Raw genomic sequence first — 14,049 nt, 5'->3', positions numbered from 1 at the left:
CCCTTTTTATCTAAGTCTGTAGATGTTAGAAAAATAATAAGCCATCTAAATATAGCCGTTTATGAAACTCAATTTATTGATGTTTTTCCTCCTTATCTCTATTTCGGGTTCTGCTCAAAACAAACCTATCGCAGCAAATAAACTTGTTGTAGTTAAATCTTACACTCAATATCAAGCCTATGTAAAATCGAATCCAAATAATGAGCTGGTTGAAATCAAAAAAGCAATTCCAAACATTAAGCTCGATATCCGCTACGCAACCAAAAATAATTTTATGCAGCAGGTAATGTATAAACAGGCGAGGGCTTTTGCCAGGAAACCTGTTGTAGCGGCTTTAAAGAAAATCCAGAATGAATTAAATAAAAAAGGATATGGCTTAAAAATATTCGATGGATACCGTCCATATGCCATTACCGTTGAGTTTTATAAAAAAGCGAGCGACAAAAATTTTGTGGCTAACCCGGCAAAAGGATCTAAACATAACCGGGGCTGTGCGGTAGATTTAACGCTGATTAACCTGAAAACAGGTAAAGAATTGGTAATGCCAACGCCTTATGATAGTTTTTCGGCTGCAGCGGCGGCAAAATATGAAAAGGTATCTCCGGAGGCTAAGAAAAACCGCGATTTCCTGATTGCGATTATGGCTAAATACCAGATGAATGTGTTAGAAAACGAATGGTGGCATTATGATTTTTCAAACTGGAAAAACTATGATTTAATGGATATTCCTTTCGAGAAATTGTAGTTCATTGCTGTTGGGAGTATAACAATTCGTTGCGTCATTCCGACTGAAGCGCAGCGAAACGGAGAAATCTATTCGTAGTATAATAACCGGCCTAAACTAAATTATCTACCTGTGGAGTAAGCTGTACCATCCTACACTATTTATTAGATCTTTAATATGTTAAGCGTCAGCTGGTAATACCAGACATCACTTGAATTACAAATGGTGCGGCCTGCCGTATTGATCCATTTTAACCCTTGCTTTATCCTCTTTAACTGATAATTCAAAAATATAATCGTAATCATCATCGGTTAATTCTTCTTTTGGTCTTTTACCGCCAAGGGCTTCAATAATTTCGAGTACGGTATTAGAATGACCAGCCACCATCACCGTTTTGCCTGCATAATTGGTTTTAATGCTGTCAACAAGCGATTTTATGTCTTTATAATCGATTACTTTTGGGATTACCAATGAATCCAGCGTCTGGTGAGTTCTTTTGGTTGGCGTGGTAAAAGCAACATCAAATTTTACCTTTTTTAAATATTTTGCTAAATCGGCAACACGGATTTTCCCTTCATCTGATAGGCTTGGGTCAGTATCCTGTGGATTTGATTTATCCTTTTCAGCATGCCTGACAATCCACACGGTAGTGGTTTGTGCAGAAATTACATTGACAAAAAACAGGCTTAACGACAGGAATACAATCAGTTTTTTCATGTTTTAAATATTCAAAAATTAATTGGATAAGGAAAGGCTAAAAATTGATGGCAGCGATTAGCTTTTCGATATCTTCTTTTTCATGCCAGGCAGAAAGCACTATGCGGTTTAAAATTTCGTCGGTAGGGTTTGGATAAGGGAAAGACGAAATCAGGATTTGCTTTTGCAAAAGACGTTGTGAAAAATTTGCCTCACCCGGCAGATACACCGGGAAATCCCATTCGAACTCCCAGGTAAGATTTAATGCTTTTTCAAACACTGCCATGTTGTTTTTCAGTTTGTTTAATGCTTTGTTATATATATCCTCTGCATGGATAAATGCATAAAGTGCGGCGGGGCTAGGTGGAGAAGCGCCAATAAAAGTATTTGTACTTTTAAGTTTATCGATAATTTTACTGGAGGCCAAAACAATACCAGCATCTACCCCTAATGCTTTTGCCATAGAGGCAACCACTACATTTTCGATATTTTCTTGTTTGGAAAGATTTACAATGACACCCATTCCATTATTATTTACGCCTATTCCATGCGAATCATCAACAACCAGTATTATATTTTTATCGCTGCGGATTTCTTTTACAAAATCGAAGTCATAAATTTCTGGGATAAGATTATTCATCGAATTGCTGACCAAAACCCAGGTTTTTTCTTCAGCAGCATTGATCAGGCTTACCGTTTCCTTTTTCCAATCATTAAACGCTTGCTGATGTGCCGGCTGATCAGTTAACCAGAGTGCAGGGTGCGTAGCAGGGGCATAAATTACCTTACCTGACACAGATAAAGCCTTAACCATAAGCTGTGCCGCTAAATATCCGCTGGAGGTAATCAGTGCCGCTTCTGCTCCGTAGCGTACTGCCGCCACTCTTTCCGCTTCATCATAAATACCCAATTGAATATTGTTGGTACGGCTGGTGCCGTTATTTAAACCAAATTTTTTGATTCCTTCAATATAAAGATTAATGAAATCCTGATTTTGTGGAATCCCCAGATAGGCCGTTCCGCCGAAATACAGGTAGGAATTTCCATCAATATTTATGGTGTTCGAAAAAGGCTGATTGATCGATTTAAAATCCGGCATTAAAAATTATCATGTATATAAGTTACAATTCTCACCATTTCGGCCCTTACTTCTGCCGTTGGTTTTACAAAATTATTATTCATAAACGAATAGATATAAGTTTTCCCTTTTTTGGTCAAAACATAACCGCTCTGGTTATGAACACCACCAAGCGATCCTGTTTTTCCATAAACAAATGGTTTGTCGGTTTTTGGATAGGCGCTTTTTAAAGTGCCGCTTTTTCCTCCGGCAGGCAACATATCAAAAAGTTTTTCCGGATTATTAACCAGTTTATAAATAGAATCGAGCAAATAAACATTATCACGCGGCGTAAATAAATCTTGTCGCGATAAACCCGATCCGTCTACCCATTTAACTTTATCAGGCAGAAAAGAAAGGTAGTTTTTGGTAATGTAGTTAATGGCTTTTACGGTACTTAAGGTATCGCCAATCTGGTTGGAGCATACCAGCAATAAATGTTCGGCAATAAAATTATCGCTGGGCAGCATCATGTGTTTTAAAACCGAATCGCGTTTTGCACCCTGTAAAGTTTTGGCATCTGCCGGGATTTTAAGATTAATAAGGCCAACAGGCTTGTGCAAGGTATCAGCTAATACTTCAACGGTAACCTGAGCACTGGTTTTGTAAGGATTTTGCTGGTTGTAACCTGGTTTTACTGCAACGGCAGGATAATGGAAGCTATTGGTCAGAAAATCGCGGGTAACCTGAAAATTTCCTGTGGTTTTGGTCGAATCTGCTTTAAAACATGGAGCAAAAACCCTGGGTTCGATGTTTATTTTATTCGGACCGGCATAAGTAGAAGTTACCATGTTATCCATAACCGGCATTTCGGTAATTTCGGGCTGATAATAATAATCGTAATCATCCCAGGCCCAGCCATCGCCAAAAAAAGTGCCTGAATATCGTCCCGGGGCAAAAAACAGTTTTTTATTGGACTCGAGAAGAAAATTATAAGCCGATTTATCTTTCACGGCAACCTGTAAAAATGAGGGGTCGCCTGTTCCCCAAAAAATCAGCGAGTCGTTCCGTTCGATATATCTTAATGCCGGCATTAAATCTGGCAGCATTTTTAAACTGGCAAAAAAAGTGTAAAGTTTCGTGTTAGAGGCCGGGGTGAAATATTTATCGGCATCTTTCTCAAAAATCATCTTTTTATCGGTAGGGTTGTAAAGTGCAAAACCAACCTGGTATTGTTTAATTACCTGCGAGTTTTTAAATTCCTTAGCTACGTTTCTGGAAATGATTTTATTGGTAGAACAGCCTGCTAATAAGCAAATGGATAGTGTGAAGACAAGAAAAATAGGATTTTGATTTTTTAACCGGAACATCTTCTAAATTTAGGGATATAATTATCAACTAATTTATTAAATTTAGTTTAATGTTAACCAAATATAGTTCCGGTGTAATAATCTGTTTACGTAAACTGACCATTTGCATGGGGATGGTATTTCTTGTATTTTCTGTTTCGGGGCAGGAATTCCTGTTTAAAAGGAACCGCCAAAAGCAATCCATTCCTTTTAAATGCATTAAAAACCTGATTGTTATTCCTGTTTATGTAGATGGAAAAGGGCCTTTTGATTTTGTGCTGGATACGGGTGTGGGACCGATGATTATTACCGATCCGTCTATTATCGATTCGTTAAACTTTAACATGCTCCGTAAAATTAAAGTTTCGGGGCTGGGCATCGAAACGGTTGAAGCCTATGTTTCTCAAAGTTTGGATGTAAAGGTGGGCAGTGCTGCTATAGAACACATTCCGACGGCCATTTTAAAAGAAGATCTTTTTAATTTATCCGGACATTTGGGACTCAAAATCTACGGTCTATTGGGTTATAGCTTTTTTAACAGTTTTATTGTAGATATCCGCTACAGCGAAAACCGCTTGATTATTTATGATCGGGATGCAAAGGTTAAATACCGCGGAAAGAAAATCCCGATTGAGATCGAAAACCAGAAACCTTACGTTATTGGTAATGTTGAGCTTCCGGATGGAAATTCGGTTAATGCCCGGTTTTTAATGGATACCGGTGCCAGCCATGCCTTATCGCTCGAAATGTTGCAGGGCGCTGAATTTCCTATGCCGGAGAAAAAAATCAAAGCCAATTTGGGCATGAGCCTTAGCGGACAGATAAAAGGTTACATTGGCCGGGTGGGTAAATTTAGCCTGGGAAACTATGTTTTTAAGGATGTTGTTGCCGGATTCCCGGATTTTAAAACGATTGCAGAAAAAATAGATTTATCCAAACGGAACGGGAATTTAGGTGCCGATTTGCTGCGGAAATTCAATATCCAGTTTAATTACGAAGAAGGTTTTATTTACGTTAAACCAAATGGCTTTAGCAAAGCACCTTTTGAGCACGATATGGTGGGAATGGTTATTTATCTCGATCAGAAGGAATATAAAAGGGTCCTTGTTGGAGAAATTGACGAAAACAGTCCAGCAGAAAAGGCAGGATTATGCCCCGATGACGAAATTATCGGCGTCAATTTTAAAGGAGTTGAGAGCTATACCTTAAACGAACTTACCGATTTGTTTAAATCGAAGGCTGAAAGAAGTGTTATTTTTGAGATTTATAGGGGTAAAGAAGTGTTTTTTAAAGTAGTACGGCTTGAAAAAAGGATTTAATTAGCGTAATTTTCCGGTTACAAAACAATTGCTATGTAACAAGGCTCTAACTTTAACCTCTTATTATCAAGCAAACTAACTTTTATATACACATGAAGAAAAACTTTAGGGTACTTGCTTTTGCAGGTATCGTAGTACTTGGTGTAGCCGGATCAGGTTCGGTATATGCTCAGAAGAAGTCAAAAACCACAAAGGGCGCAACTCCCGCAACGCCAGCAGCGGCCCCGGCTGCAGCGCCAAAGAAAGAAGGCATTAAACCATTTTCGGAAGTAATTACCTCAAAAGCAAGAACTACAAACGGTTTGTTCAAAACCCATAAGGTAGATGATAAATGGTACTTTGAGATTCCTGATTCGATGATTAACCGCGAAATGCTTGTGGTTACCCGTTTGGCAAAAGTGCCTGCAGGTGTAAAGGTGGGCAACCAGCAATATGGCGGTGAAGAATTAAACGAACAGGTTTGGAAATGGGAACGTAGAGGGAAACAGGTGTACATCCGCGTACCAAGCTATTCAACCAAGGCCGATCCAAACAGCGATATGTACGAATCGGTACAAAACTCTAACCTGGCGCAGATTTTAGCCAGTTTCGATATTAAAGCCTATAATAAAGATACCACTGGTGTAGTAATTGATGTTACCGATTTTTATAACGGTGATGTGATGGCCATCGGCGCTACCGATCAGATCCGTAAGGCCTATAAAGTAACCATGTACGATGCTACCCGCTCTTACATCGATACCGTAAAAACTTTCCCGATCAATGTTGAAGTAAAGACGGCTAAAACTTACCGTGCGGCAGAATCTCCAACCGATAACAGCAATGCTGCGGTAACTTTTGAATTTAATACTTCGATGTTATTGTTGCCAAAAATCCCGGTAAAAGCAAGGATTATGGACAGCAGGGTAGGTTTCTTCGGTCAATCGCAGATTGATTACGGAACCAATGCCCAAAAAGCAGAGCGTACAGCATATATTCACCGCTGGAACCTGGTCCCTAAAGATACCAACGCTTATAAACGTGGTGAGTTGGTAGAACCGGTAAAACCGATTGTAATTTACATCGATCCTGCAACACCAAAAAAATGGGTGCCGTTTTTGATCCAGGGGATTAACGACTGGCAGGTAGCTTTTGAAGCTGCAGGTTTCAAAAATGCGATTATGGGTAAAGAAGCGCCTACCGCGCAGCAAGATCCTCAGTTCAGTGTAGAAGATTCAAGGTATTCAGTAGTGCGTTATTTTGCTTCTGATATTGCAAATGCTTACGGACCACACATCAGCGATCCGCGTACCGGACAGATTTTGGAAACACACATCGGTTGGTACCACAACGTAATGAATTTATTGCGCAACTGGTATTTTGTACAAACTGCAGCCATTAATCCTGATGTACGCAAAGCTAAATTTACAGATGAGCAAATGGGCGAACTGATCCGTTTTGTATCATCGCATGAAATTGGCCATACTTTAGGTTTACCGCACAACTTTGGTTCTAGTTATGCCTATCCTGTTGATTCATTACGTTCTAAAACCTTTACCGATAAACATGGTACGGCGCCATCTATTATGGATTATGCCCGTTTCAATTACATTGCACAGCCAGGTGACGGGGTAACCAAACTTCACCCTCAAATTGGCGAGTATGATAAATGGGTGGTAAAATGGGGCTATTCATGGATTCCGGGCAACAAAACCGCTGAGCAGGAAAAAGAAATTTTAGATCAGTGGACCTTGAAAAACGCAGGTAATCCTTTGTATTTCTATGGCCGCCAGGGTACTTCCTTAGACCCACGTTTACAGAGTGAAGATTTAGGTGATAATGCAATGAAAGCCAGTACTTACGGTATTGCCAATTTAAAACGCATTTTACCTAACGTAGAAAAATGGACTTACCAAAAAGGAAAAGATTATAGTGATTTAAAAGAAATATATACCGAAATTGTTGGTCAGTTTAACCGTTATATGGGCCATGTAGCTACAAACGTTGGTGGTTTAAGCGAAAACTTTAAAACTTACGAGCAAAGCGGTCCGGTTTACGCTTACCTGCCTAAAGCAAAACAAAAAGAAGCCATCACTTTCTTTAACCAGCAATTATTTACTACGCCATTGTGGTTAATCAGTAACGAACAGTTAAGTAAATTTGATAACGGTGTATTGTTAAACCGCATTAAAGGCGTTCAAACCAATACGTTGGGCAACCTTTTATCAGCACCACGTATTGCCCGTTTATTGGATAACGAAACCAAAAATGGCTCGGCAAAAGCTTATACCTTACCAGAATTATTTACAGATTTAAGATCATCAGTATTTGTAGCCGGAAGGGCAGATGCCTTTAAACGCAACTTACAACGTGCCTATGTAGACCGTTTGCAGGATTTAATGACCAAAGAATCGGAACTTCCGGTAGGTTTCCCTGTAGAGTATGCAGCAAGTTATGGCTTAACGCCAATTAACGTTGGTTTATCAGATATCAGGCCATTGGTTAGGGCAGAGTTAAAAACTTTATTGGCTACCACCAAAGCAAGGGCTGCTGCAGGCGATGCGATTACAAAAGCACATTACGAAGATTTAAGTATCCGTATTAAAGATATTTTGGATCCGAAGAAATAAATGATAGAATTAGTGAATGATTGAATTAGAGAATGATTGAATTGTGATGCGCCATTCAATCATTCAAAACTCACTCATTCAAAATTCAAAAAAGCGGAGCAGATCATTAAATTGATTACTCCGCTTTTTATTTGCACAAACCTAACAGGTTTTCAATCAAAGGTTCGTCATCTCGACTGCAGAGCAACGGAATGGAGAGATCTTTGAACAAAGATTTCTCGGCTGCGCTCGAAATGACGAATCTATTATTAAATACTCTTTGTATAATTCTTGATGCTTTAACTTAAACACACAACAGTTTTTTAATTTTATCGCAAAACACGGTTATGCTTAAAAAACTATTTTTTGCGCTTATACTATTTACTTTTGGTTCCTCAGCATATGGCCAAAATGCCGATTCTATTACGGTTTTAAAAACCAAATGGCAGAAAAACCGGGTGGCCAGACAGGTTGTATTATTCAGGCATCATTTCGATCATAAAAACCTTTTTGCCGCTAATGAAAACATCTCTTTCCTGGAAATAAAAAATACAGGTCGTAGAGCCGTATTTGCCATTGGTGCAGAAGAAAAGGAACTGATTACCACCAGTAATTTCGGCTTAAGAGATACCGCGATTGCTGCGGTAAATGGCAATTTTTTTGATGTAAAAAACGGAGGATCGGTAGATTTTGTGCGTGTAAACGGAAAAACAATCAATACCAACCGCTTAGATAAAAACGGAAATAGAGCCAGGCATCAGGAAGCAGCAATCGTAATTGATAATGGAAAAATCTCCATTAAAAAATGGGATGGATCAGCTGATTGGGAAACAAAGTTAAGTGAACAGAACATTTTGCTTAACGGACCGTTATTAACCTTAAATAATATTGATGAAACTTTAGATACCGCTGGTTTTAACCGCTTGCGTCATCCCCGTACCTGCCTCGGCATAAAGCCCAACGGAAGGGTAATTTTGTTGACCGTTGATGGAAGAAACGATAATTCGGCAGGGATGAGTTTGTTCGAGCTCACCAAATTAATGCGCTGGCTGGGCTGCACTTCTTCCATAAATTTTGATGGTGGCGGTTCTACTACTTTATGGGTAAATGGAATGCCCGATGGCGGCGTAATCAATTATCCAACCGATAATAAAAAATGGGACCACGAAGGCCAGCGGAAAGTAGCCAATGTTATTTTAGTGAAGAAACAGGCTAAAAGATAAAACTCCTTTAACAGCAACAAGCCTTAAAAAAAACTTATTTTAGCCAAATATTTTTGTTGAAATGATTAAAAATACCATATACCTTTCCTTCTTCGTACTCCTGCTCAGTGCCTGTAAAATGGGTACTAAAACCAGCGATCCAACACTTCGGGATTTTACTTTTGAACCTGTTAAAGGCATCCGTTATGTTGAAGTAAAACGCCGGTTTAAAGATGGATATTCTTTTAATAAGGAAGGTTTTATGCAAAAACCATCGTGGATAATCGAAGTGGTTAAAGAAGATACCATGTCGGCCTGGAGCCCTCAGAAACATAGAATGCAGAATTTTTACCTGCAATACGATCACGGTAATGTGTATAATTTCGCAGCAGAATTTTTTAAGGTAAAACACATCAGTAAAGACAGTCTGGTTTTTCAACGGATCCAGGTTGATGGAAAGGTGATTGCCTCTGATGTACGCTCGGATGTAAACATGACCTTTTATGCGCAGGATTACATTAAAAACAAGCTCAAGGCTAAAGCCGAAGACTTACAAAAACCGACCAAGGCCGACACTGCTTTTATCGAAAAACGTTCGGCCAAAGTTAACCTGAATAGCGATAGCGCTTTCGCTGCCACAGATCCGGTTCAGTTTATACCCAAAAGTAAAATTGCAAGGGTAGAAAAAATAAGCACAGTAGATCGTACCAACAACCGCACAGAAGCTTACGATTACATGTTTCCGCAATATATCATCAGGATTGATAAAGCTTATAAAGATTTTGCTTATCAGGTTGCGGCCGTTGTAGATTTTCAGGGGGGCATACATATAAAAACCATTTATAACGTGTTACCAGAAAATGTGGAGGCCAAAAAAAAGGTGGCTCAGGGCATTGCCGATATCTATGTCAGGAATCTTTTTAACGTGGCGCCCGGAACAACATTAGGCGTTCCGCACAACAGCGAAATTACCTTAACCATGATTGGGAAGGCAAATAAAAAGCCTTAGTAATCTGATATTTACAAAATTTTAACGTTAAAAAAATGTTAAAATTTTATTTTGATTTTAAAAATTAAAACTTACCTTGCGTACTTAATTTTAATATTTAATACAATGCAAGAAGGCACAGTAAAATTCTTCAATGTAACTAAAGGTTTTGGCTTTATCATCCCTGCGAATGGCGATAGCGAAATTTTTGTTCATTCAACAGGTCTTATCGACGAAATCCGTGAAAACGACAAAGTACAGTACGAAGTTGCTAACGGTAAAAAAGGCTTAAATGCCGTTAATGTGAAAGTAATTTAATTTATTTATCATATTTACAAATGGCCTCGATTACAGTCGGGGCTTTTTTGTTTTTGGTCGTCTAAATAATCCCCTTTAAAAATCTTTATGACTCATTATTTTATTGTTCCGGGTTTGGGCAATTCAGGTCCAGACCATTGGCAAACCCATTTCGAAAAATCAGGAGATCATTTTATCCGCATCAATCAAAAAGATTGGGATGCGCCTGCTAATCAGGATTGGATTGAAAATATAGAATCTGCTCTAAATGGTTATAATCTGGATGAAGTGATTTTAATTGGCCATAGTTTAGGCTGTACCGCTATTGCCAACTGGGCAAAACAATATCAAAAGAAAATTAAGGGAGCATTACTCGTTGCGCCAAGTGATTTGGAAGCGCCGGTATATACTTTCCCAACCGTCGGTTTTGACCGTGTGCCATTAGATAAAATCAACTTTAAAACCATTGTAGTAGCCAGTACAAATGATGAATGGGTAACTTTAGAAAGGGCTGAGTTTTTTGCCAAACATTGGGGCAGCGAATTCATTAATATAGGGGCAGCAGGGCATATTAATACTGATGCCGGTTTTGGCGAATGGCCGGAAGGGCTGGAGATTTTGAAAAAACTGGATTAAAAGTTTCCCGCAGATTTCGCAGAAAACGCAGATTAAAGTCAATCAGCGTAAATCATTTTGATCTGCGGGCACATAAAAGATAAATTTCCTATTTATGCATCTTTTTCCTCAAAAACTGATCAAGAAATACCAATCCTATCACCAAATCGAAAAATAAGAAGCTATACAGCACTGTCGGTGTTATGTATTTATCTAAATTTAAGTTTAAACGAGTATTAAAATTAAATTCAGGCATGCTTAGGTCCGAGTTGTAAAGTACATAACCAAACAAAATCAGTAAAGAGATTACAAAAAAGCCGCCAATACCATAAATAATCTTTTTATCAACCTGGGTTTTCATGGCTACAGGTGCAGGCTCCGAAGCCACGCTTTCCATTACATTTCGTGTAAAAGACATCGATGGTTCATCAAGATCCAGTTCACCAAATGCCGAATTAAGCTTTAGCAGATCCTCATAAAGCGATTTAATTTCAGTATCAGACTCAATTTTTTCTGCGATGTTTTTTCTGTCGGATGCATTTAAATTTCCGTCTATATAATCCCAAAGCTGTTGTTCTGTTGCATTCATAGTAACTCCTTTACTTCATCTTTTAACAAATATTGTAATTTTTCTTTAAGCCTTTGTCTCGCCCGGTGCAATTTTACTTTTACCGTATTGGGTTCCATGTGCAAAGCCGCTCCAATCTCTTCCAAACTCTGCTCACCTTTATAAAACAGCGTAATAATCGCCGCATCATCAGGTAATAATTCGTCAATTGCGATATTCAAAAAAGCATGACTATCCTGTTTATCATAACCATTTGCGTTAAATGCCGAACTATGGTTTTCGAGCTGTAAAAATGTACCTTCATCATGGATGGAGGAAGTATCTAAACGGTTTTTCCTCAAAAAAGTCATGGCAGTGGTGTAGGTAATGGTGTACAGCCAGGTGCTAAATTTAGCCGTTTGTTTAAATGTGCCTAAAGCTTTATAGGCCTTTATAAAGCAATCTTGAGCAATTTCCTCGGCATCTTCCCTGTTTTTTGCAAACCTTAACGCAAGCGTAAATACAAAGCGCTGGTGGCGTTTAACCAACAACGCATACTGATCGGTTTGCCCGTTCAATATGTTTTGTATCAGTGCTAAATCGGTAAGTTTTTGCTCCATGTTTAGCTGTAAGACTACATTAAAGATCGGTAGGTTACACGTGGAACATTATTTTAATTGTTTATTGCCGGTGGCTGAGTTTATGAAGAGTCTGGTTGTGTAGGCTTAATTAAATTGTTATTATTTTTTTGGAAATGATGGGGCTGGTTTTCTTGGCGGGCTGTAGTCCTGCTGTTCGCTCTAGCCCTCATACTTCGGGGCTGCCGCTGCCATCAGGTTTATGAACATCGTTTCTGCGCCCTGCAAATACCGAAAATGAAATGCTGTTTTGGCCATTTAGCCCCCTGCCCGTTGCTGGCGGGCGGGTGAAGCGTTACCCTGCAGGCTGAGGTACGAAGCCAAAACGTAAAAGCGCAACACGGGAACCAACTTTTTTGCTTGCACAGGCACTGCGCTCCAAAAAAAAGAAAAGTTTATTGATGTTGGATCGGTTGGTTGGACTGGTTAAAATTGCGAAGTTTTGCCGATGCCCTGGTCCGGATAAACTTCGCGGGTTATCCCACTAATGCGAAGCGAAAAATTTTAATCCTGCAATAGATCCGATCAGCGTACAGATAAAAAAGATCCGCCAAAAGGTGGCTGGTTCGTTAAAATAAGTAATTCCAATAATTACCGTTCCAACTGCTCCAATACCCGTCCAAACCGCATAAGCAGTACCCATCGGCAAGCTTTGCGTAGCTTTGTTTAGCAATAAAAAACTTAAAATAATGCATACAAAAAATGCAACGCTCCATTTTATATTCGAAAAATTGTTCGATAATTTTAGGCAAGTGGTAAAGCCGACTTCAAAAAGACCGGCAATAATTAAGATAATCCAGTTCATGATAAATGTGTTTCCGCAAAATTACGGCACATTTATCGCGCAACATTTTACAAATGTTAAAAAATGAGCTTATTTACATGCCGCCCTGATTCGGCTCAGCGTAACCTGTGTTACACCAAGATACGAGGCGATGTGTTTTAAAGCCACCCGTTTAATCAGCTCTGGCGATTGCGTTACAAATTCCTGGTAACGCTCTGCTGCGCCTTTAAATGCCCGGTCAATCAATCTTCTTTCGGTGGCAATTAATTCCTGCTCGGCCATTTTTCTGCCCCAGTTGGCCATTTCGGGGTTATGTTCGTAAAGCGAAAAAAGATCGCCAAGCTTTATTTTAAGTAAGCTGCTGTTTTCTAAAAGCTCAATGTTTTCATAACCCGGGCGGTTGTTAATATAACTGTTAAAAGAAAAAAGTACGCTACCACTTTGTCCAAACCAAAAAGTAATTTGCTGGTTTTCGCCATCGCAATAGGCTCGGGCAATGCCTTTTTCAAGCACATAAAAATAAGGTTCTACCTTATCTGCGCGAATAATGATCGTTCCTTTTTTATGCTTTACATACTCAATATACGCCGAGAGTTCACGCAATGAATTATCGCTTAATGAGTTAAAAAAGGCTATATTTTTAAGTTTTTCAATCAAAATTTAGGGCTTTGAACAAAAATAGCAATGTTTTAGCTGGTATTAGGCAATTATTTAGGCTTGCCCGTTTGAAAATTGATTGTTGAATATTTTTTACTCCCGGGTGTAACCTGATTAAAAAGCATGTAGTCATAATACACAGAACACTGTTCAACAGACAATAAAATAATAATAACACATTAAAAAATTATAATCATGGATGGTATATTAGTCCCAATCTCACTTTTTTTAGGCGCATTCGCAATGGTATTTGGAATCCGCTATCTGTCTAACAAAGAAAAAATGGCAATGATCGAACGGGGAATCGATCCGGGCATACACAAGGCAACGCCAAAACCTTTTTTAAGTTTAAAGTTCGGTTTGTTACTGGTTGGTTTAGGAATTGGTTTGCTGGTGGCGCTGTTTACGGTTAGAGGCGTATTTGGCAGCAATATGACCAATGCCGAAGAAGGACAATCGGTAGCCATTTATTTTGGCTGTATCGGCATCTTTGGCGGTTTGGGCCTGATTGTTTCTTATCTGGTAGAAAAGAAATGGCTGGATAATAACAAATTGCTTTAATCGACGGTGAAGTCAAGCTTTTATTTT

The 14,049-nt window shown here is 39.0% G+C and carries 15 protein-coding genes; 8 read left to right on the top strand and 7 right to left on the bottom strand.

Annotation, left to right across the window (positions count from 1 at the left end):
* Positions 1 to 61 precede the first annotated feature (61 nt).
* Positions 62 to 745, top strand: a complete 684-nt coding sequence (locus tag ACTJKC_RS07960) for a M15 family metallopeptidase (RefSeq protein WP_440790977.1) — start codon at positions 62 to 64, stop codon at positions 743 to 745.
* A 195-nt stretch (positions 746 to 940) separates the two neighbouring features.
* On the opposite strand, the gene ACTJKC_RS07955 is transcribed toward ACTJKC_RS07960, so the two are convergent.
* The 3 genes from ACTJKC_RS07955 to ACTJKC_RS07945 are packed head-to-tail and all read right to left on the bottom strand — an operon-like array spanning position 941 to position 3,847.
* Positions 941 to 1,441, bottom strand: a complete 501-nt coding sequence (locus ACTJKC_RS07955) for a phosphoglycerate mutase family protein (protein WP_440790976.1) — start codon at positions 1,439 to 1,441, stop codon at positions 941 to 943.
* Positions 1,442 to 1,478: 37 nt separating this feature from the next.
* Positions 1,479 to 2,519 (bottom strand): aminotransferase class I/II-fold pyridoxal phosphate-dependent enzyme, encoded by a 1,041-nt coding sequence (locus ACTJKC_RS07950; RefSeq protein WP_440790975.1) that lies wholly within the window; start codon positions 2,517 to 2,519, stop codon positions 1,479 to 1,481.
* Positions 2,519 to 3,847 carry a D-alanyl-D-alanine carboxypeptidase gene (locus ACTJKC_RS07945; RefSeq protein ID WP_440790974.1) on the bottom strand — a complete coding sequence of 443 codons (1,329 nt, stop codon included), beginning with the start codon at positions 3,845 to 3,847 and terminating at the stop codon, positions 2,519 to 2,521. Before ACTJKC_RS07945 ends, ACTJKC_RS07950 begins: the two co-directional genes overlap by 1 nt.
* Positions 3,848 to 3,897: 50 nt before the next feature.
* Between ACTJKC_RS07945 and ACTJKC_RS07940 the strand changes: the two genes are divergently transcribed.
* From ACTJKC_RS07940 to ACTJKC_RS07915, 6 genes are all read left to right on the top strand, one after another.
* Complete coding sequence (locus ACTJKC_RS07940) at positions 3,898 to 5,145, top strand: aspartyl protease family protein (RefSeq protein WP_440790973.1); 1,248 nt, start codon at positions 3,898 to 3,900, stop codon at positions 5,143 to 5,145.
* Between the two features lie 92 nt (positions 5,146 to 5,237).
* The gene (locus tag ACTJKC_RS07935) at positions 5,238 to 7,754 is read left to right on the top strand and encodes a zinc-dependent metalloprotease (RefSeq protein ID WP_344853340.1); all 2,517 of its coding nucleotides are present in this window, start codon (positions 5,238 to 5,240) and stop codon (positions 7,752 to 7,754) included.
* 326 nt (positions 7,755 to 8,080) lie between these two features.
* Positions 8,081 to 8,956 carry a phosphodiester glycosidase family protein gene (locus ACTJKC_RS07930; protein WP_440790972.1) on the top strand — a complete coding sequence of 292 codons (876 nt, stop codon included), beginning with the start codon at positions 8,081 to 8,083 and terminating at the stop codon, positions 8,954 to 8,956.
* Positions 8,957 to 9,017: 61 nt separating this feature from the next.
* Positions 9,018 to 9,944 carry a hypothetical protein gene (locus tag ACTJKC_RS07925; protein ID WP_440790971.1) on the top strand — a complete coding sequence of 309 codons (927 nt, stop codon included), beginning with the start codon at positions 9,018 to 9,020 and terminating at the stop codon, positions 9,942 to 9,944.
* A 105-nt stretch (positions 9,945 to 10,049) separates the two neighbouring features.
* Complete coding sequence (locus tag ACTJKC_RS07920; protein ID WP_010599196.1) at positions 10,050 to 10,241, top strand: cold-shock protein; 192 nt, start codon at positions 10,050 to 10,052, stop codon at positions 10,239 to 10,241.
* Positions 10,242 to 10,328: 87 nt separating this feature from the next.
* Complete coding sequence (locus tag ACTJKC_RS07915; RefSeq protein WP_440790970.1) at positions 10,329 to 10,856, top strand: RBBP9/YdeN family alpha/beta hydrolase; 528 nt, start codon at positions 10,329 to 10,331, stop codon at positions 10,854 to 10,856.
* 88 nt (positions 10,857 to 10,944) lie between these two features.
* Here the strand turns inward: ACTJKC_RS07915 and ACTJKC_RS07910 are convergent, their stop codons facing one another.
* The 4 genes from ACTJKC_RS07910 to ACTJKC_RS07895 all read right to left on the bottom strand — a co-directional run bounded on the left by ACTJKC_RS07910 (position 10,945) and on the right by ACTJKC_RS07895 (position 13,461).
* Positions 10,945 to 11,424 carry an anti-sigma factor family protein gene (locus tag ACTJKC_RS07910; RefSeq protein ID WP_440790969.1) on the bottom strand — a complete coding sequence of 160 codons (480 nt, stop codon included), beginning with the start codon at positions 11,422 to 11,424 and terminating at the stop codon, positions 10,945 to 10,947.
* Positions 11,421 to 12,002 carry an RNA polymerase sigma factor gene (locus ACTJKC_RS07905; protein ID WP_440790968.1) on the bottom strand — a complete coding sequence of 194 codons (582 nt, stop codon included), beginning with the start codon at positions 12,000 to 12,002 and terminating at the stop codon, positions 11,421 to 11,423. The genes ACTJKC_RS07910 and ACTJKC_RS07905 overlap by 4 nt, the downstream gene beginning before the upstream one ends.
* 502 nt (positions 12,003 to 12,504) lie before the next feature.
* Entirely contained in the window at positions 12,505 to 12,825 is a 321-nt protein-coding gene (locus ACTJKC_RS07900) for a DMT family transporter (protein ID WP_440790967.1), read from the bottom strand.
* Positions 12,826 to 12,894: 69 nt separating this feature from the next.
* Positions 12,895 to 13,461 carry a Crp/Fnr family transcriptional regulator gene (locus ACTJKC_RS07895; RefSeq protein WP_440790966.1) on the bottom strand — a complete coding sequence of 189 codons (567 nt, stop codon included), beginning with the start codon at positions 13,459 to 13,461 and terminating at the stop codon, positions 12,895 to 12,897.
* 195 nt (positions 13,462 to 13,656) lie between these two features.
* Between ACTJKC_RS07895 and ACTJKC_RS07890 the strand changes: the two genes are divergently transcribed.
* On the top strand, positions 13,657 to 14,022 hold the full coding sequence (locus ACTJKC_RS07890; RefSeq protein WP_344853331.1) for a DUF6249 domain-containing protein: 366 nt from the start codon (positions 13,657 to 13,659) through the stop codon (positions 14,020 to 14,022).
* Positions 14,023 to 14,049 lie beyond the last annotated feature (27 nt).

The organism is Pedobacter sp. 22226 (assembly GCF_052045455.1).
Taxonomy (GTDB): Bacteria; Bacteroidota; Bacteroidia; order Sphingobacteriales; family Sphingobacteriaceae; genus Pedobacter; species Pedobacter jeongneungensis.
The sequence above is the reverse complement of the archived record's forward strand: the minus strand, read 5'-3'. Positions and strand labels throughout refer to the sequence as shown.